Raw genomic sequence first — 23,883 nt, forward strand, 5'->3', positions numbered from 1 at the left:
GCCGATTGTCCGTTCCTGCTGCGCCGAACGTTCCTGCTGCGCCGAACGGTCCTGCCGCGCCGAACGGTCCTGCTGCGCCATACGGGTTCCTCCTCGTCGGTTGCTCGGTGGGGGCGGGCAGAGCCGGATCAACTGAAGCCCGTCGGCAGGTACTCGTCGACGTTGCCCTTGGTCACCACGGCCGAGTAGAGGGTGATCGAGGCCGGGATCTCCAGTTCCGACATGCCTCCGACGCCCTTCTTCTGGCCCAGCGCGCGGGCCAGGTCGATGGCGGAGGCGGCCATGGTCGGCGGATAGAGGACGGTCGCCTTCAGCACACTGTTGTCGGCCTTGATGGCGTCCATCGCCGACTTGGCGCCCGCCCCGCCGACCATCAGGAAGTCGTCCCGGCCGGCCTGCTGGATGGCGCGCAACGCGCCCACGCCCTGGTCGTCGTCGTGGTTCCACAGTGCGTCGAACTGCTGCTGAGCCTGGAGCAGTTGGGCCATCTTGGCCTGGCCGGACTCGACGGTGAACTCGGCGGCCTGCCGCGCCACCTTCTTGATGTTGGGGTAGTTCTTCAGGGCGTCGTCGAAGCCCTGGGTGCGCTGCTTGGTCAGTTCCAGGTTGTCGAGTCCGGCGAGCTCGACGACCTTGGCGTTCGGCTTGTCCTTGAGCTGTTCGCCGATGTAGCGACCGGCGTTGAGGCCCATGCCGTAGTTGTCGCCGCCGATCCAGCAGCGGTACGCCTGCGGGGAGGCGAAGATCCGGTCGAGGTTGATCACCGGGATGCCGGCCTTCATGGCCTGGAGGCCGACCTGGGTGAGGGCCTTGCCGTCGGCCGGCAGGATGACCAGGACGTCGACCTTCTTGTTGATGAGCGTCTGGATCTGGCCGATCTGGGTGGCGGTGTCGTTGGACCCCTCGGTGATCTCCAGGGTCACCTCGGAGTACTTCTCCGCCCGCTGCTTGGCGTTGACGTTGATGGCGTTGAGCCAGCCGTGGTCGGCCTGCGGGCCGGCGAAGCCGATGGTGACGGGCGTGCCGGGCTTGTCGTCGGCGGCCGGGACGTTGTTGGTGGCGGGGGCGGAGTTCTTGGGCTCGTTGCTGGTGCAGGCGGACAGCAGGGCACCGGCGGAGACGGCGGCGGTGCCGAACAGCAGTCCTCTGCGGCTGGTTTGTGGCATGGCGGGGGAACCCTTCCGGTCGGGACACACAGGCGGGGAACGCAAAGGGGGATCAGGCCTCGCCGGAGCCGCGTGCGGTGCGGCGCTGGACCAGGACGGCGGCGACGATGATCGCGCCCTTGGCGATCTGCTGGACGTCGCTCTGGAGGTTGTTGAGGGCGAAGATGTTGGTGATGGTGGTGAAGACGAGGACGCCGAGCACGGAGCCGGCGATGGTGCCGCGGCCGCCGCTGAGCAGGGTGCCGCCGATGATCGCGGCGGCGATGGCGTCGAGCTCGTACAGGTTGCCGTTGGTGTTCTGGCCGGAGCCCGCCAGGACGATCAGCAGGAAGGCCGCGATGCCGCAGCACAGCCCGGACAGCAGGTAGAGGTAGAGGCGCTGGCGGCGTACGTCGATGCCGGCGAGCCTGGCCGCCTCCGCGTTGCCGCCGACGGCGACGGTGCGCCGGCCGAAGGTGGTGCGGTTCAGCACCAGCCAGCCGATGACGGTGACGGCGGCGAAGACCAGGACCAGCGGCGGTATGCCGAGGATGTACGCGTCCGGGACGCCGAGGTCGAGGACCGACTGGACGGTGACGATCTGGGTCTTGCCGTCGGTGATCTGGAGGGCGAGTCCGCGCGCCGAGGCCAGCATGGCGAGTGTCGCGATGAAGGGGACCATCCCTCCGTACGCGATGAGCACGCCGTTCACCAGGCCGCAGCCGAGCCCGACCACCACCGCTGTGAAGAGGATGCCCGCGAAGCCGTACTCCTGGGTGGCGACGGTGGTCGCCCAGACGGACGCGAGGGCGACGATCGCGCCGACCGACAGGTCGATGCCGCCACTGGTGATGACGAACGTCATGCCGACGGTGACGACGCCGATGACGGACGCCTGGGTGAGCACGAGCTGGAGGTTGTTGGTGTCGAGGAACTGGTCGGGCTTGGTGATGCCGCCGACCGCGATCAGTACGGCGAGGACACCGAGCAGGGAGAGGTTGCGGACGTCGGCCCGCAGCCCCAGGGTCGGCCTGTCACCGGATTTGCCGACGGGTGGTTCGGCGGTCGTGACCGGCGCGGGCTGCGTCATGGCGTCGGGCTCCCTTCCATCACAGGGGCTTCCATCACAAGGTCGAGTACGCGGTGTTCGTCGAGCTCCCGGGCGGGTGCCGTGTGTACGACGTGGCCCTCCCGGAGCACCAGCACCCGGTCGGCGAGGCCCAGCACTTCGGGGACCTCGCTGGACACGAGCAGGACGGCGAGCCCGTCGTCGGCGAGGCGGCGGATCACGGCGTACAGCTCGGCGCGGGCGCCGACGTCGACGCCGCGGGTCGGCTCGTCGAGGAGGAGGACGCGGCAGCCGCGCAGCAGCCAGCGGGCGAGGACGGCCTTCTGCTGGTTGCCGCCGGACAGGGTGCGGACGCGGGCGTCGGGGTTGTCGGGGCGCAGCGACAGGTCGCGGGTGGCGGCGCGGGCGGCGGCTCGTTCGGCCGCGCGGTCGATCCAGCCACCGCGCGCGAAGCGGGGCAGGGACGACACGGAGACGTTGCGGGTGACGGATTCGAGCATGAGCAAGCCCTGCGCCTTGCGTTCCTCGGGGGCGAGGCCGAGTCCGGCACGGACGGCGGCGCGGACGCTGCCGGGGCGCAGGGGGCGGCCGTCGACGAGGACGCGTCCGGCGGTGGGGCGGCGGGCGCCGTAGACGGTCTCCAGGATCTCGGAGCGCCCGGAACCGACCAGCCCGGCGAGGCCGACGATCTCGCCGGGCCGCAGTTCCAGGTCAATCGGTGCGAACTCCCCCTCACGGGCGAGCCCTTCGACCTTCAGGACGGGCTCCCCGGTGAGCGGTGCGGCCGCGGGGCGTTCGGGGAAGACGTACTCGACATTCCGGCCGGTCATCATGGCAACGATGTCGCGCGTCGGCGTGTCCTTGGCCGCCAGTCCCCCGGCGACGGCCCGGCCGTCCTTGAGGACGGTCACGCGGTCGCCGATGCGACGGATCTCCTCCAGCCGGTGGGAGATGTAGACGACGGCGACCCCGTCGGCGGTGAGGCCGGCGACGATCCGGAAGAGGTTGGCGGTCTCGTCGGGGTCGAGGGCGGCGGACGGCTCGTCCATCACGATGAGGCGTACGTCGTGGGAGAGTGCGCGCGCCATGGAGACGATCTGCCGCTGGGCGGCGGACAGGTCGCCCACCGCCCGGGCGGGGTCGATCTCCGGGTGGCCGAGGCGGCGCAGCAGGGCGGCGGTGGTGGCCCGTGCGCTGCGGCCGCGCACGACGAACCCCGCGGTGGTGGGCTCGTGGCCCAGGAAGACGTTCTCGGCGACGGACAGGCCCTCCACCAGGTCGAGTTCCTGGTAGATGGTGGCGATGCCGAGGCGCATGGCGGCGATCGGCGACTTGAGCGTGACGTGCTCGCCGCGCCAGGTGATCGTGCCGTCGTCGGGCTGGTGGGCGCCGGCGAGGACCTTGATGAGGGTGGACTTGCCGGCGCCGTTCTGGCCGAGCAGGCAGTGGACTTCGCCTGCCCTGACCTCCAGGTCGACGCCGTCGAGGGCGCGTACGCCGGGGAACGACTTGGTGATGCCGGACATGGTGAGCAGGGGTGGTTCTGGTGTTGCCATGACAATCCCCTCGGCGGGCGCGGTGCGTGAGTGCGGTGCGGTGCAGTGCCGGTGAGCGGGCAGGGCGGGGTACCAGGTGTGCGTCGTGTGCGTACGAGGTGGTGCGGTGTTCCGGCCGGTGTTGGTTCAGGCCGGTGTTGGTTCAAGCCGGTGTGGTTCAGGCCGGTGTTGGTTCAGGCCGGTGTGGTTCAGGCCGATGTTGGTTCAGGCCGGTGAGAACAGGTGGTCGCTGATGAGGCGGGCGGCGCCGATGACCCCGGCGGTGGCGCCCAACTCCCCCAGCACGATCGGCAGGTTGCCGGTGGCCAGGGGCAGGGAGGTGCGGTAGACCTGGGTGCGGACTGCGGCGAGAAGGTTGTGGCCGAGGCCGGTCACCCCGCCGCCGATCACCACCAGGCCCGGGTTGAAGAAGCTGACGAGCCCCGCGATGACCTGGCCGACGCGGTTGCCGCCCTCCCGGATCAGGGCGAGCGAGGTGGCGTCACCGGCGGCCGCGCCCGCGGCGACGTCCACGGCGGTGAGCCGCCCCGCCGCCTCCAGGCGCCGGGCGAGCTCGTCGGACCGGCCGGCCCGCGCCGCGTCCTCGGCGTCCCGGGCGAGCGCGGCACCGCTGAAGTGGGCCTCCAGGCAGCCCCGGTTGCCGCACGCGCAGGCGCGGCCTTCCGGGACGACCTGAATGTGGCCGATGTCGCCGGCGCTGCCGGTCGTACCGCGGTAGACCTCGCCGCCGACGACGATGCCGCAGCCGATGCCCGTACCGATCTTGACGCAGAGAAAGTCGCCCACGGAGCGGGCGACGCCCGCGTGCTGCTCCCCCATCGCCATCAGGTTCACGTCGTTGTCCACCATGACCGGGCAGCCCAGCTCCTGGCTGAGCGCCTCCCGGACGGGGAACCCGTCCCAGCCGGGCATGATCGGCGGCGCGACCGGGACGCCCTCGGGGAAACGGACCGGGCCGGGTACGCCGATCCCGGCACCGTCGAAGCCCTCGGCGAGGCCGGACGCCTTGAGCTTGGCCGCCATGGCGAGCACCTGCTCGAACACGGCGACCGGTCCGTCGCGTACGTCCATGGGGTGGTTGAGGTGGCCCAGCACCTCCAACTCGGCGTTGGTGACGGCGACATCGATGGAGGTGGCGCCGATGTCGACGCCGAGGAAGCGCAGTTCGGGCGCCAGGCGGATGTTGTGCGAACGCCGTCCGCCGCGCGACGCGGCGAGCCCGTCCGCCACCACGAGCCCGGTCTCCAGGAGCCGGTCGACCTCGACGGCCAGCTTGGAGCGGGACAGGTCGACCTGGTCGCCCAACTGGGCACGGGAGTTGGGGCCGCCGTCGCGCAGCAGCCGCAGCAGTCGTGCCTGGTGCGCGTTGGCGGGTCGAGCCGTCATACGTCTCACGCGCCCCTCCCCGCCGTCGTGTCCGGCCTTGGTGTGCTGCTTTCGAGGGGGAACGTAGCAGCGCTTTCCCGTAGGGGGAAGAAGTTGCGCGGCAATCCGTACCAACTTTCTCCACAGCCAGGACAAAGCCCCGGGCACACCCAACCGCCGTACGGCGGGCGGGTCTCGGCGCGGTCAGGCCGTGTCGCGGTGGTGGTACGTGGTGCGGGTGTGCTCGGTGTGGGCGCGCATGACTTCCGTGGCGCGCTGCTCGTCACGGGCGGCGATCGCGGCGATCAGTTCGCGGTGCTCGATCCAGGACTGCTTGCCCCGCTGCCGGGCGACCGGCGTGTAGTACCAGCGCACCCGGCGGTCCACCTGGGCGGCCAGTTCGGCGAGGACGACATTGCCCGCGAGCTCCATCACCTTGGCGTGGAACGCGGCGTTCGTGGCCACCGCCTGATCCACGTCGTCGTCCGCCACCGCCCGCTCGCCCTGTGCGCACAGCTCCTCCAGGGCGGCGATGCCGGCCGTGCCGGAGTTGGCGGCGGCCAGCCGCGCGGCCTCCGCTTCCAGGAGGGTGCGCACCGAGAGGAGCTGGTCCGCCTCCTCCTCCGTCGGTTCGTGGACGAACGCGCCCTGGGCGGGGCGCAGATCGACCCACCCCTCGGTGTTGAGCCGCTGGAGCGCCTCGCGCACCGGCTGGCGGGAGACCCCGAGGTGGCCGGCGAGCTCGCTCTCGACGAGGTGCTGGCCGGGCCGCAGGGCGCGGGTGGTGATCAGTTCGAGCAGCGCCTCGTAGACGCGCTCGCGCAGCGGGCCGGGCCTCTCCAGCCTCGGTACGGCACCTTGCGGCAGTCCTGCGGACAACATCCGGCCCCCTCGTCTGCAACGGCTGTCTATTGTCTACAGTCTACCGATCGCCACCGCCCCGTCACGGAACGCGGACGACCTGGCCCGCGTACGACAGGTTGCCGCCGAAGCCGAAGAGCAGGGCGGGCGCGCCGGAGGCGACCTCGCCACGCTCGACCAGCTTGCTGAGCGCCATCGGGACGGAGGCGGCCGAGGTGTTGCCGGACTCGGTGACATCGCGGGCGATCACGGCGTTGACCGCGCCGATCTTCTGCGCGACCGGCTCGATGATGCGCAGGTTCGCCTGGTGCAGCACGACCGCCGCCAGCTCCTCGGGCGCGACGCCCGCCCGCTCGCACACCTTCCGCGCGATGGGCGGCAGTTGGGTGGTGGCCCAGCGGTAGACGGCCTGGCCCTCCTGGGCGAAGCGCGGCGGGGTGCCCTCGATGCGGACGGCGTGGCCCATCTCCGGGACGGAACCCCACAGCACCGGGCCGATGCCGGCCTCGCCGGGCGCCGCCTCGACGACCGCGGCGCCCGCGCCGTCGCCGACCAGGACGCAGGTGGTCCGGTCGGTCCAGTCGGTGACCTCGGTCATCTTGTCGGCGCCGATCACCAGGGCGCGGGTCGCCGAGCCCGCCCGTACGGCGTGGTCGGCGGTCGCCAGCGCGTGGGTGAAGCCGGCGCACACCACGTTGAGGTCCAGCGTCGCGGGCGAGCCCATGCCGAGCCGGGCCGCGACCCGGGCCGCGGTGTTCGGGGAGCGGTCGATCGCCGTGGAGGTGGCGACCAGGACCAGGTCGACGTCGGCGGGGGTGAGCCCGGCGGCGGCCAGCGCCTTGGCGCCCGCGTGGGCCGCCATCTCGTCGACCGGCTCGTCGGGGCCCGCGACATGGCGGGTCCTGATGCCGACCCGGCTGGTGATCCACTCGTCGCTGGTGTCGACCAGCGCCGTCAGGTCGGCGTTGGTCAGGACCTTGGCGGGCTGGTAGTGCCCGAGCGCGGCGATACGAGTGCCCGTCATGCCCGGGACCCCCTTGGTGTGCGGTGTGCGCGAACGTGGTGTGCGGCGTGTGGCGTGTGCGTGCGGTGTGTCGTGTGCGTGCGGTGTGTGGCGTGCGGTGCGCGCGAACGCGCGCGGTGTGCTCCGTGCGGGTGCAGGAGCCACCCAGTTTCGTCAGCGACTGATGAGTAACCGGTCGGGTGAACCAACAGGATTCACGCCCGCCTGTTGGAGAGTCCGCAACATCGCCGGTCCTGGCGGGCGTCCCGTGGAAGTCGGGACCCTTGTCGACCGTCCTTCCATACTGTAGACAATATTTCGTCGACAACACACCTTTCCGGTCCCTTGCCTCGGTCCCTCAACCGAACGGAGACCCCCACGTGAAAGTCGCAGTCCTCGGCGCCGGAGCGATCGGCGCCTACGTCGGAGCCGCGCTGGACCGCGCGGGCGCCGACGTCCACCTGATCGCCCGTGGACCGCACCTGGCGGCCATGAGGCAGCACGGCGTGCGGGTCCACAGCCCGCGCGGTGACTTCACCGCCCACGTCCACGCCACCGACGACCCGGCGGACGTCGGCCCGGCCGACTATGTGTTCCTGGGGCTCAAGGCCAACTCGTACGCGGCGTGCGGGCCGCTGATCCGGCCACTGCTCCACGACACCACCGCGGTGATCGCCGCCCAGAACGGCATCCCCTGGTGGTACTTCCACCGGCACGGCGGCCCCCATGACGGGCGGCGCGTCGAGAGCGTCGACCCGGGCGGGTCGGTCAGCGCGGTGCTCGCTCCGGAACGAGCCGTCGGATGCGTCGTCTACGCCGCGACCGAGCTGGCCGGCCCCGGCGTCGTACGGCACCTGGAGGGCACCCGCTTCTCGATCGGCGAGCCGGACCGGTCGGTGTCCCAGCGGTGCGTGCGGTTCAGCGAGGCCATGCGGGCCGGTGGCCTGAAGTGCCCGGTGGAGCCGGAGCTGCGCGAGGACATCTGGATCAAGCTGCTCGGCAACATCTCCTTCAACCCGATCAGCGCCCTCGCCCGGGCCACCATGCGCCAGATGTGCCTGCACGGCGGTACGCGGCGGGTCATCGAGCTGATGATGACCGAGACCCTGGCCGTCGCCGCCGGCCTCGGCTGCCGCCCCGGCATCTCCGTGGAACGCCGCATCGCCGGCGCCGAACGGGTCGGCGACCACCGCACCTCCACGCTCCAGGACCTGGAGAAGGGCAAGCCGCTGGAGCTCGACGTGCTGCTCGCGGCGGTCGTCGAGCTGGCGGAGGTGGGGGACGTCCCGGTACCGACGCTGCGCACGGTGCACGCGCTGTCGGACCTGCTGGCCACGCGGATACGGACGACGAGGAACGCGGCATGAAGAAGAACTACACCCGCCTGACCCATCCGCTCGTACGCGACGTCAAGGGCGGGCCGCTGCGGCGGGCCACGTGGGACGAGGCGCTGGACCGGGCGGCGGCCGGGTTCCGGGCCGCCCGGGGCGCCTTCGGGATGTTCTCCTGTGCCCGCGCCACCAACGAGATGAACTACGTGGCGCAGAAGTTCGCCCGCGTGGTCATGGGCACCAACGACGTCGACTCCTGCAACCGCACCTGTCACGCGCCGAGCGTCGCGGGCCTGTCGGCCGTCTTCGGTTCCGGCGGCGGGACGTCGTCGTACGAGGAGGTCGAGCACACCGACGTCATCGTGATGTGGGGCTCCAACGCCCGCTTCGCGCACCCGATCTTCTTCCAGCACGTCCTGAAGGGGATACGGAACGGGGCCCGGATGTACGCCGTCGATCCGCGCCGCACCTCCACGGCCGAGTGGGCGGAGGGCTGGCTGGGCCTCAACGTGGGCACCGACATCCCGCTCGCCCACGCCGTCGGGCGCGAGATCATCCACGCGGGCCTGCACAACCGCGCGTTCATCGAGCGGGCGACGACCGGCTTCGAGGAGTACGCCGAGCTGGTCGAGCCGTGGACCCCGGTCCTGGCCGAGAAGGTCACCGGCGTGCCGGCCGCCGCGATACGGGAGCTGGCCCACGCGTACGCCCGGGCCGAACGGGCGCAACTGTGCTGGACCCTGGGCATCACCGAGCACCACAACGGCACCGACAACGTCCGGGCGCTGATCAACCTGGCGCTGCTGACCGGTCATGTCGGGCGGTACGGCTGCGGCGTGCAGCCGCTGCGCGGGCAGAACAACGTGCAGGGCGGCGGCGACATGGGGGCCATCCCCAACCGGCTGCCCGGCTTCCAGGACATCCTCGACGACGGCGTACGGCGGAAGTTCGAGTCCTTCTGGGGCACGGAGATCCGGCCGTCCTACGGGCGCACGCTCACCGAGATGTTCGAGGCGATGGAGACCGGCGAGCTGCGGGCGGTGTACTGCATCGGGGAGAACCCGGCGCAGTCCGAGGCCGACAGCGAGCAGGCGATGCGGCGGCTCGCCCGGCTCGACTGCCTGGTGGTGCAGGACATCTTCCTGACGAGGACCGCCGAGTTCGCGGACGTGGTGCTGCCCGCGACGGCCGCCTGGTGCGAGACGGAGGGCACCACGACCAACAGCGAGCGGCGTGTGCAGCGCGTACGCAAGGCGCTCGACCCGCCCGGTGAGGCGCGCGAGGACATCGACGTCATCTGCGACCTCGCCCGGCGGCTGGGCCACGACTGGAAGTACCAGGACGCCGAAACCGTCTGGAACGAGCTGCGGGCGCTGTCGCCGGACCACTGGGGCATGACGTACGAGCGCCTCGAAGCCCACCAGGGCATCCAGTGGCCGTGCCCGGACACCGAACGCCTGGAGCCGTCCTTCCTGCACGGCCGCCTGTGGGAGGCGGACCCGGCCCGGCGAGGCCGGCCGGCGCCCTTCGGAATCGTGCGGCACGACCCGCCCGTCGACCTGACGGACGACCACTACCCGATCCGGCTGACGACGGGACGGCGGCTCGACTCGTACAACACGGGCGTGCAGAGCGGGAGTTTCGCCTCGCCGCTGCGGCGCGGGGAGTACGTCGAGCTGTGCCCCGAGGACGCGGAGCGGTACGGGGTCGTGGTCGGCGAGCAGGTGCGGGTGACGTCCCGGCGGGGGTCGGTGACGGCGCCGGTGTGGGTGGACCCGGCGCTGCGGCCGGGGCTGGCGTTCATGACCATGCACTTTCCGGACGAGGTGGACACCAACCAGTTGACGATCGAGGCGAACTGCCCGATCGCGGGGACGGCGGAGTTCAAGGCGTCGGCCATCCGCATCGAACGCATCGATCACACCGACATCACTGATCACACCGATCACACCGATCACACCGATCACACCGATCGCATCGGGAAGGGCGTGTGAGATGGACCTGCGCTTCGGCGACAGCAAGCCGACCGACGAGGAGCGGGAGGCGGTCGACGCGCTGCTGGGCCCGCCCACCTCGGCCTGGGAGGGTGCCGACGACCGCACGGACGCGGACCTGCGCTGGGCGCGCGGCGGCCGCGGGGCCCGGGAGCGGCGGGACCAACTGTTGCCGGGACTGCACGCCCTGAACGACCGGGTGGGCTGGATCAGCGAGGGCGGCCTCGACTACCTGTGCCGGCGGCTGACGGTGCCGCCGGCGGAGGCGTACGGGGTGGCCACGTTCTACTCGCTGTTCTCGGTGCGGCCGCGCCCGGCGACGGTGCTCCACGTCTGCACGGACCTGGCGTGCGCGGCGCGCGGCTCGGGTGCCCTGACGGCGGGCGTCCAGGACCGGCTGGGCCCGCCGGGCACGCCCGCGGACGGCGCGGTATGGCAGCCGAGCCCGTGCCTGGGCCTGTGCGAACGGGCCCCGGCGGCCCTGCTGTCGCGGGCGGGTGCCCGGCCCGTGGCGGCGGTGGTCGCGCCCGCCTCGGCGGACGCGCTCCGGGAGGCCGTACGGGCGCCGGAGGGCGCTCCCGGCGAGCCGAGCGCGCTCATGGCCGTGCCGCAGGCGGGGCAGGAGGGCCTGTCGCTGCTGCGGCGCGTCGGGGTCGTCGACCCGTACAGCCTGGACGACTACCGGGCGCACGGCGGGTACGCCGCGCTGCGCCGGGCGTTCGCGCTGGGGCCCGCCGGGGTCATCCGGGAGGTGACGGAGGCGGGGCTCCTCGGGCGCGGTGGGGCGGCCTTCCCGACGGGCCGCAAGTGGCAGGCGACGGCCGCCCAGCCCGACCGGCCGCACTACCTGGTGTGCAACGCCGACGAGTCGGAGCCCGGCACCTTCAAGGACCGGGTGATCATGGAGGGCGACCCGTACGCGCTGATCGAGGCGATGACCATCGCCGGGTACGCGGTGGGCGCCCACCGGGGCTACCTGTACGTCCGCGGGGAGTACCCGAGGGCCACGGAGCGGCTGGAGAACGCCATCGCACGGGCCCGGGAGCGGGGGCTGCTCGGCGATGACGTGCTCGGACACGGCCACGCCTTCGACATCGAGGTCCGGCGGGGCGCCGGCGCGTACATCTGCGGCGAGGAGACCGCCCTGTTCAACTCCATCGAGGGCCACCGGGGCGAACCGCGCTCCAAGCCGCCGTTCCCCGTGGAGAAGGGCCTGTTCGGCAAGCCGACCGCCGCCAACAACGTCGAGACGCTCGTCAACGTCCTGCCGATCCTCACCGGCGGCCCGGAGTTCGCCGAGACCAAGCTGTTCTGCGTGTCGGGGAACGTGGCCCGGCCTGGCGTGTACGAGCTGCCGTTCGGGGCGACGCTCGGCGAGCTGCTGGACCTCGCGGGCAGGCCGGAGCGGATGCGGGCGATCCTGCTGGGCGGGGCGGCGGGCGGCTTCGTACGCCCCGACGAGCTGGACATCCCGCTCACCTTCGAGGGCACCCGCGCCGCCGGCGCCACCCTCGGCTCGGGCGTCGTCCTCGTCCTGGACGACACCGTGGACCTGCCGCGCGTCCTGCTCCGCATCGCGGAGTTCTTCCGCGACGAGTCGTGCGGCCAGTGCGTGCCCTGCCGGGTCGGCACCGTGCGGCAGGAGGAGGCGCTGCACCGGATCAAGGACCGTACCGGCGCCGCGGCCGCCGACGACATCGCCCTGCTGCGCGAGGTCGGCCAGGCCATGCGCGACGCCTCGATCTGCGGTCTCGGGCAGACCGCCTGGAACGCCGTCGAGTCCGCCATCGACCGCCTGGGGGCCTTCGAATGACCGCCGTACCGCTCCAGTTCCCGCGCCGCCTCGTCGAGTTCACCCTCGACGGCGAACCCGTCCGCGTCCCCGAGGGGGCGACGGTCCTGGACGCCTGCCGGGCCGCCGGGAAGGACGTCCCGACCCTCTGCCACGGTGACACGCTCACGCCCAAGAACGCCTGCCGCGTCTGCGTCGTCGAGGTCGAGGGCGCCCGCACGCTCGCCCCCGCCTGCTCGCGCCGCGCCGAGCCCGGCATGACCGTCCGCACGGACACCGAGCGGGCCCGGCACAGCCGGAAGGTCGTGCTGGAGCTGCTGGCCTCCTCCGTCGACCTGTCGACGACCCCGGCGGTGCCGGAGTGGCTCAAGGAGTACGAGGCGAAGCCGGACCGCTTCGGCCCGGACGCGGCCCGCGTCAACGAGGAGCCGAGGATCGACAACGACCTGTACGTCCGCGACTACGACAAGTGCGTCCTGTGCTACAAGTGCGTCGACGCGTGCGGCGAGCAGTGGCAGAACAGCTTCGCCATCTCCGTGGTGGGCCGTGGCTTCGACGCCCGGATCGCCGTCGAGTACGACGCGCCGCTCACCGACTCCGCGTGCGTGTACTGCGGCAACTGCGTCGAGGTGTGCCCGACCGGCGCGCTCAGTTTCCGCAGCGAGTTCGACATGCGGGCGGCCGGTACGTGGGACGAGTCGCGGCAGACCGAGACGACGACGGTCTGCGCGTACTGCGGAGTCGGCTGCAACCTCACCCTGCACGTGCAGGACAATGAGATCGTCAAGGTCACCTCGCCGCACGACAACCCGGTGACCCACGGCAACCTCTGCATCAAGGGCCGTTTCGGCTACCAACACGTTCAGAACCGGGACTGATCAGCATGGGACGGGTCACCGAGCGCCGCCGCGTCATCCGCATCCGGGACGGAGCCGTCTCGGCCCGTCCCGACACCCTGGTCGCCGAGGAGCCGATGGAGATCCGGCTGAACGGCAAGCCGCTCGCCATCACCATGCGCACGCCGGGCGACGACTTCGCGCTGGCGGCCGGCTTCCTCGTCAGCGAGGGCGTCCTCGGATCGGCGGCGGAGGTCCGGAACATCGTGTACTGCGCCGGCGCCAAGGACGACGGGACCAACACGTACAACGTGGTGGACGTCCAGCTCGCCCCCGGCGTGGCCGTCCCGGACATCACGCTGGAGCGGAACGTCTACACCACGTCCTCGTGCGGCCTGTGCGGCAAGGCCGGCCTGGATGCCGTCCGCACCACCGCCCGCTTCCCGATCGCCGACACTCCCCCGCTCCGCCTGGAGCCCGACCTGCTCGCCGCGCTCCCCGACCGGCTGCGGGAGGCGCAGCGGGTCTTCGACCGGACCGGCGGCCTGCACGCGGCGGCGCTGTTCTCGGAGGGCGGCGAGCTGCTCGACGTACGGGAGGACGTCGGCAGGCACAACGCGGTGGACAAGCTGGTCGGCCGCGCGCTGCGGGAGGACCTGCTGCCGCTGGACCGGGCGGTCCTGCTGGTGTCGGGGCGGGCGTCGTTCGAGCTGGCGCAGAAGGCGGTGATGGCGGGCATCCCGGTGATGGCGGCGGTGTCGGCGCCGTCGTCGCTCGCCGTGGACCTGGCCGCCGAGACGGGCCTGACCCTGGTCGGCTTCCTGCGCGGCCGGAACATGAACGTGTACGCGGGTGAGGACCGGATCGCCCTGGCGGAGACGGCCTCCCGGGGCTGACCCTCCCGGGGCCGGCGGTCCGCCCGCTGCACGGGCCGGCGCCGGCCGGCGGGGTGCGCCCCCTGCGCCGGCCGGTTCCGCGTCCCTACTTCCTCGGCGGGTCGATCATCTGGAGCGTGAGCGTGTCGGGGGGCTCCGCGATGCCCGGCCCGCCCGCCTCGACCCAGGTGAGGATGTCGTCCAGGCAGTCGTCGTCGAGGGCCCAGCCGATCCAGGCGGCGCGGGCGCCCCGCCGCCGGCCCTCGGTGGAGGGCTGGACGACCACCACGTTGGCCTGGCCGCACGGGCCGAGGCAGTCACTGGTGCGGACGGCGAGCCTGCCGCCGGAGGCCGCGGCGGCCGCGCGCAGCCTGGCGAGCTGGCCGGCGTGGTCGGTGCCGGGGCGTTTACGGGCGTCGCCGCAGCAGCAGCCGCGGCAGACGACCAGGGAGCAGGGGCGGGTGGCGCCGGGCCGTATCCAGGTGCGGTTCACCGGGCCGTTCCCCGGGCGTCGAATGAGGGCATGACCTCACGTTATCGATATACGTGATCATGACCGGGCGGCGGGGTGCGCGATCCGCTCCGCGAGCGGCTCCGGCGCGGTGGACGCCGGGTCGTTGGCGCGGCGCTTGGCGATGACCGCGCAGACCATCAACTGCATCTGGTGGAAGAGCATCAGCGGAAGGACGGCGAGTGAGGCGTGCGCACCGAACAGGACGCTCGCCATCGGCAGGCCCGCGGCCAGGCTCTTCTTCGACCCGGCGAACTGGATCGCGATCCGGTCCCCCCGGCCGAACCCGAGCCGCCCGGCCCCGTACCAGGTGAGCGCCAGCATCACGGCGAGCAGCACCGCCTCGACACCGAGCAGCGCCGCGAGCCGTACCGGGGTGACCTGGTGCCAGACGCCCTGGACCATGCCCTCGCTGAAGGCGGTGTAGACGACGAGCAGGATCGAGCCGCGGTCGACGTACCCCAGCACCTTCTTGTGCCGGGTCAGGAAGCCCGACACCCAGCGGCGCAGCGCCTGCCCCACCAGGAACGGCACCAGGAGCTGCGCGACGATCCGCAGCAGCGAGTCCGCCGAGAAGCCACCGCCGCTGCCGCCCAGCAGCAGGGCCGCCAGCAGGGGCGTGAGGACGATCCCGGCCAGTGACGAGAAGGAGCCCGCGCAGATCGCGGCGGGCACGTTGCCGCGCGCCATCGACGTGAAGGCGATCGACGACTGGATCGTGGACGGCACCAGGCACAGGAAGAGCAGCCCGCCGTACAGGGCGGGCGTCAGCACCGCCGGGACCAGGCCCCTGGCGGCCAGCCCCAGCAGCGGGAAGACCACGAAGGTCGCCGCCAGCACGGTCACGTGGAGGCGCCAGTGCCGCAGTCCGTCCAGCGCCTCGCGGGTGGACAGCCGGGCCCCGTACAGGAAGAACAGCAGCGCTATCGCGCCGGTCGAGACCCCGCCGACGGCGTCGGCCGCCGCGCCGGAGGCGGGGAGCAGCGCCGCGAGGGCCACCGTCGCGACCAGCGCCAGGATGTACGGGTCGATCGGCAGGCGGAGGCGCGGGGCCAGCGGTCGGCGGCGGGTCATGTGCTCCACGTGCTCTCGGTTCAGGTCGTGCCCTCTCCATCGTCCATGCGACCGGGCCGATCGGGAATCCCGTACACCGCTCTGACTGTCATCACGTTCCGCGATGACCCCGCTAGCCTGGAGGCGTGTACGAGCCCACGCAACTGCGCACCTTCCTGGCCGTGGCGCAGACCCTGGGCTTCACCCAGGCAGCCCGCCGCCTCGGGCTGCGCCAGTCGACGGTCAGCCAGCACGTGCGGAAGCTGGAGGAGGCGGCGGGGCGTGCGCTGTTCACCCGGGACACCCACAGCGTGGAGCTCACGGAGGACGGCGAGGCGATGCTCGGCTTCGCCCGGACGATCCTGGCGGCCCATGAGCGGGCGGCGGCGTTCTTCACCGGTACGCGGCTGCGCGGGCGGCTGCGTTTCGGGGTGTCGGAGGACTTCGTGCTGACCCGGCTGCCCGAGATCCTGGAGTCGTTCCGCCGCGAGCACCCCGAGGTGGACCTGGAGCTGACGGTGGGGCTGTCCGGCACGCTGCACGAGAAGCTGGCCGCCGGCCGGCTGGACCTGGTCCTCGCCAAGCGGCGCGGCGGCGACACGCACGGCCGGCTGGTCTGGCACTCCACGCTGACGTGGATCGGCGCGCCCCACCTGCGCCTGGACCCGGACCGCCCGGTTCCGCTGATCGTCTTCCCGCCGCCGGGCATCACCCGGGCGCGGGCCCTGGAGGCACTGGAGGCGCACGGCCGCCCGTGGCGGATCGTCTGCACGAGCACGAGCCTGAGCGGCCTGATCGCGGCCGCCCGCGCGGGCCTGGGCGTGATGGCCCACACCCGTGGCCTGATCCCGCCGGGCCTGGCCCCGCTCCCGGCCCGGGCGGGCCTGCCGGAACTGGGCGACGTGGACTTCGTGCTCCGGCACGGCCGCCCCAGGGGCACGGCCCAGGAGGCGGCGGACGCCCTGGCGGCGGCGATCCTCGCGGGCGGCGACCGGCTGCACCGGTAGCCGCCGTACGCGAGGGCGCGTGAGCGTGACGTGCCGCGTGAGCGTGACGTGCGTCGTGAGCGTGACGTACAGATTCCGTGGAGATTCCGGCACCCACTACTTACCCGGCGGTCAGTAGCGTGCGCATACCCACCCCCGTGGCCGGGCACTTAGCTCCTGACCTGTGGCGATGTCGTACGGACAGGGTTCACGAAGGACCTCCCGCGCGGGTCCGGCGTGGGGTACCGTCACCCTCCGCCGTGCGGAGCACCCCCCAAGGAGCAGGCCATTGCGCGAGTTCACTGTCCCACCCGTGGCGACGGCTCCCCTGGTCGGCGGACTGGCTGATTCCGTATTCGAGCACGCCATGGACGACCCGGACCGTGTCGCGCTGGGCCGCAAGACGGCGGACGGCCGCTGGGTCGACGTCACGTCCGCGCGGTTCCGGGACGAGGTGCTGGCGCTCGCCAAAGGGCTGCTCGCGGACGGCGTACGGTTCGGCGACCGGGTCGCCATCATGGCGCGGACGCGCTACGAGTGGACGCTGTTCGACTTCGCCTTGTGGACGGTCGGTGCGCAGTCTGTGCCCGTCTACCCGACCTCCTCCGCCGATCAGGTCCACTGGATGCTCCACGACGCCGAGGTGACCGCGTGCGTGGTGGAGCACGAGGACCACGCCATGACCGTCGGCTCGGTGATCGACCGGCTGCCCCGGCTGAAGCGACTGTGGCAGCTCGACGCCGGGGCGGTCGCCGAACTGGTGGAGGCGGGCGCACGCATCGACGAGGAAGTGGTGCAGCGCCACCGGCGGGCGGTGACGCCCGAGTCGATCGCCACGATCATCTACACGTCCGGGACCACCGGCCGCCCCAAGGGGTGCGTGCTGACGCACGCCAACTTCATGTTCGAGGCGGACACCCTGGTCAGCCGGTGGGAGCAGGTGTTCCACTCCAAGCCCGGCGACGAGGCGTCGACGCTGCTGTTCCTGCCCCTCGCGCACGTCTTCGGGCGGATGGTGGAGGTGGCGGCGGTCCGCAAGCGGGTGAAGTTCGGCCACCAGCCGCAGCTCGCGGCCGGGCCCCTGCTGGCGGATCTGGCGGCGTTCCGGCCCACGTTCGTGCTGGCCGTCCCGTACATCTTCGAGAAGGTCTACCAGGCGGCGCGGCGCCGGGCGGAGGCGGACGGGCGGCTGGGTCCCTTCGACAAGGCCGTCGAGGTGGCGGTGCGGTACGCGGAGGCCCTGGAGAACAAGGCGTTCGGGCTGGGGCCCGGGCCGTCGGCGGCGCTGCGGGTGCAGCACCAGTTCTTCGACAAGCTGGTGTACGGCAAGGTCCGTGACGCGCTGGGCGGCCGGGTGCGGCACGCGATGTCGGGCGGGTCGGGGATGGCCCGGCGGCTCGGGCTGTTCTTCGAGGGCGCGGGCGTGACCGTGTACGAGGGGTACGGGCTGACGGAGTCGGCGTCGGCGGCCACCGCGAACCCGCCCGAGCGCACCAAGTACGGCACGGTCGGCCCGCCCATCCCGGGGACGACGGTGCACATCGCGGAGGACGGCGAGGTGTGGCTGCGCGGCCCGCACGTCTTCTCGGGCTACCTGGGCGACCCGGCCGCGACCGCCGCCGTCCTCCGGGACGGCTGGCTGGCGACCGGTGACCTGGGGTCGCTCGACGAGGACGGCTATCTGACCATCACCGGGCGGAAGAAGGAGATCCTGGTGACGTCGGGCGGCAAGAGCGTGTCGCCGGCCGCACTGGAGGAGCGGGTGCGGTCCCATCCGCTGGTGGCGCAGTGCATCGTGGTCGGCAACGACCGCCCGTACATCGCCGCCCTGGTCACCATCGACCAGGAGGCCGTGGAGCACTGGCTCGCCATGCAGAACCGGGCGCCCCTGCCGCCCGCCGAACTGGTGCGGGACCCCGCCCTGGAGACGGAGATCCGGCGGGCGGTCGTGGCGGCGAACACGCTGGTGTCGCAGGCGGAGTCGATCCGCACCTTCCGCATCCTGGCGCATCCGTTCTCCGAGGAGCACGGCCTGCTGACGCCGTCGCTGAAGCTGAAGCGGAGGGCGATCGAGGCGGCGTACGCGGCGGAGGTCGACGCCCTGTACCGGTGAGGGGCCGGACGAGGGGCTAACCGATCGTCACCTTGAGGATCCGGTCCGAGCCCGCCGGCTGACCGCCGTTGCCGTCCGCGTTGGACGTGGACAGCCACAGGTCCCTGCCTCCGGGCACCGTGGTGACAGTGCGCAGCCTGCCGTAGGTGCCGACGTAGTACGCCGTCGCCGTGCCGACGTTCTCGTCACCGGCGTTGATGGGGATGCGCCAGAGCCGCTTGCCGCGCAGGGACGCCATGTAGACGGCGCCGTCGGCGACGGCGATGCCGCTGGGGGACGCCTCGGCGACGCCCCAGGTCTTCTTGGGGTTGGTCATGCCGGCCACATCGCAGGTGCCTTCGCAGGTGGACCAGCCGTAGTTGGCGCCGGGCTTGATGAGGTTGAGCTCGTCGCGGGAGCTCTGGCCGAGTTCGGCCTCCCACAGCCGCCCCCGCTCGTCGAAGGCGAGGCCCTGCGGGTTGCGGTGGCCCATGCTGTACACGAGGGTGCCGAAGGGGTTGCCGGGCGCGGGCTTGCCGTCCTTGGTCATGCGGAGGATCTTGCCGTTGAGGGAGCCGCGGTCCTGGGCGAGCGAGGTGACCTGGGCGTCGCCGGTGGAGGCGTACAGGTACCCGTCGGGGCCGAAGGCGAGCCGTCCGCCGTTGTGGTAGCGGGCCTTGCGGATGCCCTGCACGAGCGTGGTGTAGCCGGTGAGCGCGGTCCCGTCGTAGGTCATGCGGGCGATCCGGTTGCCCTCCGACGAGGTGTGCATGAAGTAGACGTGCCGGGTGGTGGCCCAGTCGGGGTCGACGGCCACGCCCATGAGGCCGCCCTCGCCGCCGGTGGTCTGGGAGTGGGGGACGGTGCCGATCCGGGTGCGGGTGCCGGAGGGGGTGACCTTCCAGACCGTGAAGGTGTCGCGTTCGGTGACGAGGGCGGCGGAGCCGTCCGGCAGCCAGTGGGTGCCCCAGGGGATGGTCCAGCCGGTGGACAGGGTGGTGACGCCGGTGGGTTGGCTCGCGGGGACGGTCGCGGCGGAGGACGGTGCTACGAGGCCGGCGAGCAGCGCGGCGGCGCCGAGGGCGGCCGCGAGCAGGGTGGGGCGCGTGGGGGTCATCGGGGTCCTTCCGTGCGGTAGGAGTATCCGGAGTCGGTGCTCACGCCGGCCGCGTCGACGAGGGCGGTGACCAGCCCGTGGTCGGGGGACTTGCGGCAGACGGGGTCGGTGCGGGTGGCGTCGCCGGTCAGGGCGTACGCCTGGCAGCGGCAGCCGCCGAAGTCGGTGGTGCGCAGCTCGCAGCTCCGGCACGGTTCGGTCATCCACTCCTCGCCCCGGTACGCGGTGAACGCCGGGGACTCGCGCCAGATCCAGTCCAGGGCGTGGTCCTTGACGTTCGGCGCGCCGAGCCCGGGGAGGGCCGCGGCGGCCGGGCAGGGCAGGACCGTGCCGTCGGGGTGGACGGTCAGGGACAGGGCGCCCCAGCCGCCCATGCAGGGCTTGGCGGTGCCGTCCACGTAGTCGGGCACGACCCACACCAGGTCCAGGCGCCCGGCCAGCCGCTCGCGCCACCGGGCGACGGCGTCCCGCGCCCGGGCCACCTGCGCCCGGTCGGGCAGCAGTGCCGCGCGGTTGCGCAGCGCCCAGCCGTAGAACTGGGTGTTGGCCAGCTCGACGCGCTCGGCGCCCCAGGCGAGGGCCAGCTCCACGAGGCCGTCCAGCGCGTCGAGGTTGGCCCGGTGCAGAACGACGTTGAGGCCCAGCGGGAGCCGTGCCTCGCGTACGAGCCGGGCGGCGCGCTCCTTGGCGGTGAACGCCCTGGCTCCGGCGATGCGTTCGGCGGCGCCCGCGTCCGTGTGCTGCACGGACAGTTGGACGCTGCGCAGCCCCGCCGCCACCAGGCCGCGCAGTCGTGTCGCGGTGAGCCCGACGCCGCTGGTGACGAGCTGGGTGTGGATGCCGGTGCCGTCGGCGCCGGCCACGATGGCGTCCAGGTCGCGGCGCAGCAGCGGCTCCCCACCCGACAGGTGGGTCTGGACGACGCCGAGCGCGGCGGCCTGCCGGAAGACGTCCGCCCACTGCTCCGCCGTCAACTCCGCCGAGCGGGCGACCAGTTCGAGCGGGTTGGAGCAGTACGCGCAGCGCAGCGGGCAGGCGTGGGTGAGCTCGGCGAGCAGGGCCCAGGGCGGCCCGGGCGGCCGTGTCATGTGAGCCAGCCCTCCGCCCGGAGCCGATCAAGGAAGGCGGGCACCTCCTCGGCGACGGGCGCGTCCGGGTGGCGGACCCGGAGTGCGGCGACGATGCCGTCGACGTCCCGTTCGCCGTCGCAGAGCCGTACGACGGACCCGGCGTTGCCGTGCAGGACGACCACCCGTTCGGGAAGCACCAGCAGATCGGTGCCGCGCACGTGGTCGTGCCGGAGCGTCACCGACCGGCGCAGTGCCGGTCGCCACGTACCGCTGTCGCTCCCGCTCATGCCTGCCCCGTTCATGCCCGCCCCCCGGCCTCGACGGCGTCGAGCAGCGACCACAGCACGTCGCATTTGAAGGCGAGCGCGGCCTCGGCCCGTTCCTGTTCCTCACGGGTGCGGGCCCAGTCGAGGACCAGGGCGAGCGCTTCGGCGCTGTCGCGGCCGCCCTGTCCGATCCGGTTCCGGAAATAGGCCAGCCCGTCCGCCTCGATCCACGGGTAGTGGGTCTCGAACGCCTGGATGCGGGTGCGCATGATGGTGGGCGCGGACAGTTCGGTGAGGGAGGCGGCGACGGCTTCGAGCCGGGGGCGCAGCCGGCAGAAGTTGACGTAGCCGTCGACGGCGAGCCGTACGCCGGGCAGGACCTCGTCGCCCGATTCGAGGCGGTCGCGGTCGATGCCGGCGGCCTCGCCGAGCCTCAGCCAGCGTTCGATGCCGCCCTGCCCGTCCTTCTCGCCGTCGTGGTCCTGGATGCGCCGCAGCCAGGCGCGGCGCAGGGCGGGTGTGTCGAGCTTGGCGAGGATGAGCGCGTCCTTGACGGGGATGTGGCGCTGGTAGTGGAAGCGGTTGACGATCCAGCGGCGCACCTCGGCGGGGGTGAGGGTGCCGTCGTGCATGCGGACGTTGAAGGGGTGGCGGTCGTGGTAGCGGTCGGCGGCGACGGCGCGCAGCCGGGCCGTGAACTCCTCGCGGGTCAGGGGCTGTCGGCTCACAGCTCGATCACCATCCGGTCGGCGGCGACGCCGATGCCCTGGTCCGCCAGCAGCGCGTGCTGCGGGGCGGCGGGGTCGACGAGGGGGTTGGTGTTGTTGAGGTGGGTGTAGAGGCAGCGGGTGCCGAGGGCGGCGAGCCGGCGTGCGGTGCCGTGCGGTCCGTCGATGGGCAGGTGTCCCATGCCGGTGGCGGTCCTGGTGGAGATGCCGGTGCGTACGGGTTCGTCGTCGTCCCAGAAGGTGCCGTCGACGATGACGCAGTCGGCGTCCTCGACGGCGTCCTGGAAGGCGTCGGTCCAGGCGGCGAGCGCGGGTGCGTAGAGGAGGGTCCGGCCGGTGACCGTGTCGCGCAGCCGGAGGGCGACGACCCAGGTGGGGTCGTCGGGCCCGGTGCCGCCGGCGGCGTACCGGGGGCGTTTGGCGCAGACGGGCACGGCGTCGATCTCGATCGTCCCGCCGGGGGTGAGCGGCTGCGGCTTGCCTCCGAGCTCGCGCCACTCGACGCGGGTGTAGGGGGCGAGGGTGTCGGCGAGGCGGAGGCGGTCGGTGAGCGCGGTGCGCACGGGCGGGGTGGCGAGGATCTCGAAGCCGTCGGCCTCGCGGAGGCGGGCGATGCCGAGGGTGTGGTCGAGTTCGGCGTCGGTGAGGACGACGCCCGTGAGGGGCGTGTCGCGGGGGCCGGGTCCCGGCCGCAGCCCGGGGCTGTCCTCGATCTGTTCGCCGAGGTCGGGGGTGGCGTTGACGAGGTACCAGGAGCCCTCGTCCGCGCGGAGGGCGAGCGAGGCGTGACGGCGGCGCCGCTCAGGGTGGGCGCGTGCCCCGGCGCAGCCGGGACACGCGCAGTTCCACTGGGGCAGCCCGCCGCCCGCCGCGGTGCCGAGCACCTGGAGCAGCATGGCGGTGGGTCTACCGGTCGGCGAGGAAATAGGCGGTGACTTCGAGGCCGGTCTCCACGACCGTGTACTCGGGGGTCTGCCAGGCGGCCGGGGTGGCGGCCGTCTCCTCGGCGTCCTCGTGGGGCGTGAACGATTCCTGCATGGCCGGACCTGCTTTCCTGAGAGGTGGGGGTTCAGGAGTGCCGAACGCGGCTATTCAACCGTTCAGATGGCTGCATCGTGTTCAGCGACGTGCAATAGAGTCGCGCGTTGACGGGACGCGGTCAATGGCGCGGTTCCAGGAACGCCCCGGGAGTACGACGGGAACACGTTCCAGGATGTGATCGTTGTCCCTGGGAGTACCGAACCTGGTAGTACCAACCGACGACGTTAGGATCGACCGCTCGTGACCAAGGTCCCCTCCATCACCCTCAACAACGGCGTCGCCATGCCGCAGCTCGGTTTCGGTGTCTGGCAGGTGCCCGACGACGAGGCGGCGAACGCGGTGGGCACGGCCCTCGAAGCCGGGTACCGCAGCATCGACACCGCAGCGATCTACGGGAACGAGAAGGGCACCGGCGAGGCCATCGCCGCCTCCGGCATCGCCCGCGACGAGCTCTTCGTCACCACCAAGGTCTGGAACAGCGAGCACGGCCACGACGCGACGCTGCGCGCGTTCGACGAGTCCCTGGCCAGGCTGGGGCTCGATTACATCGACCTGTACCTGATCCACTGGCCGGTGCCGTCGCGGGACGCGTACGTCGACACGTACAGGGCGCTCGAGAAGATTCACGCGGACGGCCGCGCCAAGGCGATCGGCGTCTCCAACTTCCTGCCCGGGCACCTGGAGCGCCTCCTCGACGAGACCTCCGTCGTACCGGTGCTCAACCAGATCGAGCTCCACCCCCGCCTCCAGCAGGGCGAGTCCCGGGCCTTCCACGCCCGCCACGACATCCGGACCGAGGCCTGGTCCCCGCTGGGCCAGGGCAGGGGCCTGCTGGAGGTCCCGACGATCGTGGCGGTCGCCCGCAAGCACGAGCGCACGCCCGCCCAGGTGGTGCTGCGCTGGCACCTCCAGCTCGGCAACATCGTGATCCCCAAGTCCGTGACCCCGTCCCGGATCCGGGAGAACATCGACGTCTTCGACTTCGAACTGGACGCCGACGACCTGGCGGCCTTCGCCGCACTCGACGAGGGCAAGCGGCTGGGCCCGGACCCGGCCACGTTCGGCCAGGGCTGAGCGCTGATCACCGGTCGCGGGGGGGGGGGGGGGGGGGGGGGGGGGGGGTGGGGGGGGGGGGGGGGGGGGGGGGGGGGGGGGGGGGGGGGGGGGGGGGGGGGGGGGGGGAAGGGGGGAG

Annotated in this window: 22 protein-coding genes; 8 read left to right on the plus strand and 14 right to left on the minus strand. The window is 72.5% G+C overall.

Going from position 1 to position 23,883, the window contains the following annotated elements:
• Positions 1-128: 128 nt before the first annotated feature.
• From ACZ46W_RS02970 to ACZ46W_RS02995, 6 genes are all read right to left on the minus strand, one after another.
• Positions 129-1,166 carry a substrate-binding domain-containing protein gene (locus ACZ46W_RS02970; RefSeq protein ID WP_468330318.1) on the minus strand — a complete coding sequence of 346 codons (1,038 nt, stop codon included), beginning with the start codon at positions 1,164-1,166 and terminating at the stop codon, positions 129-131.
• 52 nt (positions 1,167-1,218) lie between these two features.
• Positions 1,219-2,235 (minus strand): ABC transporter permease, encoded by a 1,017-nt coding sequence (locus tag ACZ46W_RS02975; RefSeq protein WP_468330321.1) that lies wholly within the window; start codon positions 2,233-2,235, stop codon positions 1,219-1,221.
• Positions 2,232-3,770 (minus strand): sugar ABC transporter ATP-binding protein, encoded by a 1,539-nt coding sequence (locus ACZ46W_RS02980; protein ID WP_468330324.1) that lies wholly within the window; start codon positions 3,768-3,770, stop codon positions 2,232-2,234. Before ACZ46W_RS02980 ends, ACZ46W_RS02975 begins: the two co-directional genes overlap by 4 nt.
• 204 nt (positions 3,771-3,974) lie before the next feature.
• Positions 3,975-5,156, minus strand: coding sequence for an ROK family transcriptional regulator (locus ACZ46W_RS02985; protein WP_468330327.1), 1,182 nt, complete (start codon positions 5,154-5,156; stop codon positions 3,975-3,977).
• Between the two features lie 183 nt (positions 5,157-5,339).
• Positions 5,340-6,017, minus strand: coding sequence for a GntR family transcriptional regulator (locus tag ACZ46W_RS02990; RefSeq protein ID WP_468330330.1), 678 nt, complete (start codon positions 6,015-6,017; stop codon positions 5,340-5,342).
• Between the two features lie 61 nt (positions 6,018-6,078).
• Entirely contained in the window at positions 6,079-7,020 is a 942-nt protein-coding gene (locus ACZ46W_RS02995) for a beta-ketoacyl-ACP synthase III (protein WP_468330333.1), read from the minus strand.
• A 359-nt stretch (positions 7,021-7,379) separates the two neighbouring features.
• On the opposite strand from ACZ46W_RS02995, the gene ACZ46W_RS03000 reads away from it, so the two are divergent.
• From ACZ46W_RS03000 to fdhD, 5 genes are read left to right on the plus strand one after another with little or no spacing between them, the layout of a single operon-like run.
• Positions 7,380-8,366, plus strand: coding sequence for a 2-dehydropantoate 2-reductase (locus ACZ46W_RS03000; RefSeq protein ID WP_468330336.1), 987 nt, complete (start codon positions 7,380-7,382; stop codon positions 8,364-8,366).
• Positions 8,363-10,324, plus strand: coding sequence for a molybdopterin oxidoreductase family protein (locus ACZ46W_RS03005; RefSeq protein ID WP_468330339.1), 1,962 nt, complete (start codon positions 8,363-8,365; stop codon positions 10,322-10,324). The genes ACZ46W_RS03000 and ACZ46W_RS03005 overlap by 4 nt, the downstream gene beginning before the upstream one ends.
• Position 10,325: 1 nt before the next feature.
• Entirely contained in the window at positions 10,326-12,137 is a 1,812-nt protein-coding gene (locus tag ACZ46W_RS03010) for an NAD(P)H-dependent oxidoreductase subunit E (protein ID WP_468330342.1), read from the plus strand.
• On the plus strand, positions 12,134-12,994 hold the full coding sequence (locus ACZ46W_RS03015) for a 2Fe-2S iron-sulfur cluster-binding protein (RefSeq protein WP_468330345.1): 861 nt from the start codon (positions 12,134-12,136) through the stop codon (positions 12,992-12,994). The genes ACZ46W_RS03010 and ACZ46W_RS03015 overlap by 4 nt, the downstream gene beginning before the upstream one ends.
• Positions 12,995-12,999: 5 nt before the next feature.
• A complete protein-coding gene (fdhD, locus tag ACZ46W_RS03020; protein ID WP_468330348.1) occupies positions 13,000-13,848 on the plus strand; it encodes a formate dehydrogenase accessory sulfurtransferase FdhD in 849 nt (282 codons plus the stop codon).
• Between the two features lie 85 nt (positions 13,849-13,933).
• Here fdhD and ACZ46W_RS03025 read toward each other — a convergent pair whose 3' ends face one another.
• Entirely contained in the window at positions 13,934-14,320 is a 387-nt protein-coding gene (locus ACZ46W_RS03025; RefSeq protein WP_366126331.1) for a (2Fe-2S) ferredoxin domain-containing protein, read from the minus strand.
• A 57-nt stretch (positions 14,321-14,377) separates the two neighbouring features.
• Positions 14,378-15,412 (minus strand): bile acid:sodium symporter family protein, encoded by a 1,035-nt coding sequence (locus ACZ46W_RS03030; RefSeq protein ID WP_468330352.1) that lies wholly within the window; start codon positions 15,410-15,412, stop codon positions 14,378-14,380.
• Positions 15,413-15,537: 125 nt separating this feature from the next.
• Here ACZ46W_RS03030 and ACZ46W_RS03035 point away from each other — a divergent pair, with 125 nt between their 5' ends.
• Together ACZ46W_RS03035 and ACZ46W_RS03040 are read left to right on the plus strand one after the other, a co-directional pair.
• On the plus strand, positions 15,538-16,398 hold the full coding sequence (locus ACZ46W_RS03035; protein ID WP_468330355.1) for a LysR substrate-binding domain-containing protein: 861 nt from the start codon (positions 15,538-15,540) through the stop codon (positions 16,396-16,398).
• A 292-nt stretch (positions 16,399-16,690) separates the two neighbouring features.
• The gene (locus tag ACZ46W_RS03040) at positions 16,691-18,490 is read left to right on the plus strand and encodes an AMP-dependent synthetase/ligase (RefSeq protein WP_468330358.1); all 1,800 of its coding nucleotides are present in this window, start codon (positions 16,691-16,693) and stop codon (positions 18,488-18,490) included.
• Between the two features lie 16 nt (positions 18,491-18,506).
• Here the strand turns inward: ACZ46W_RS03040 and ACZ46W_RS03045 are convergent, their stop codons facing one another.
• The 6 genes from ACZ46W_RS03045 to pqqA are packed head-to-tail and all read right to left on the minus strand — an operon-like array spanning position 18,507 to position 22,688.
• Positions 18,507-19,586, minus strand: a complete 1,080-nt coding sequence (locus tag ACZ46W_RS03045) for a PQQ-dependent sugar dehydrogenase (RefSeq protein ID WP_468330361.1) — start codon at positions 19,584-19,586, stop codon at positions 18,507-18,509.
• A complete protein-coding gene (gene pqqE / locus ACZ46W_RS03050; protein WP_468330364.1) occupies positions 19,583-20,674 on the minus strand; it encodes a pyrroloquinoline quinone biosynthesis protein PqqE in 1,092 nt (363 codons plus the stop codon). Before pqqE ends, ACZ46W_RS03045 begins: the two co-directional genes overlap by 4 nt.
• Positions 20,671-20,943: a pyrroloquinoline quinone biosynthesis peptide chaperone PqqD gene (gene pqqD, locus ACZ46W_RS03055; protein WP_468330367.1), complete on the minus strand. Its 273-nt coding sequence runs from the start codon at positions 20,941-20,943 to the stop codon at positions 20,671-20,673. The genes pqqE and pqqD overlap by 4 nt, the downstream gene beginning before the upstream one ends.
• An 11-nt stretch (positions 20,944-20,954) precedes the next feature.
• Positions 20,955-21,650, minus strand: coding sequence for a pyrroloquinoline-quinone synthase PqqC (pqqC, locus tag ACZ46W_RS03060; RefSeq protein ID WP_468330370.1), 696 nt, complete (start codon positions 21,648-21,650; stop codon positions 20,955-20,957).
• Positions 21,647-22,546: a pyrroloquinoline quinone biosynthesis protein PqqB gene (pqqB, locus tag ACZ46W_RS03065; RefSeq protein ID WP_468330373.1), complete on the minus strand. Its 900-nt coding sequence runs from the start codon at positions 22,544-22,546 to the stop codon at positions 21,647-21,649. The genes pqqC and pqqB overlap by 4 nt, the downstream gene beginning before the upstream one ends.
• Positions 22,547-22,556: 10 nt before the next feature.
• Positions 22,557-22,688 (minus strand): pyrroloquinoline quinone precursor peptide PqqA, encoded by a 132-nt coding sequence (pqqA, locus tag ACZ46W_RS03070; protein ID WP_468330376.1) that lies wholly within the window; start codon positions 22,686-22,688, stop codon positions 22,557-22,559.
• A gap of 243 nt (positions 22,689-22,931) precedes the next feature.
• Between pqqA and ACZ46W_RS03075 the strand changes: the two genes are divergently transcribed.
• Complete coding sequence (locus ACZ46W_RS03075) at positions 22,932-23,765, plus strand: aldo/keto reductase (protein ID WP_468330379.1); 834 nt, start codon at positions 22,932-22,934, stop codon at positions 23,763-23,765.
• Positions 23,766-23,883 lie beyond the last annotated feature (118 nt).

This window comes from Streptomyces sp. NPDC031064, from assembly GCF_055570965.1.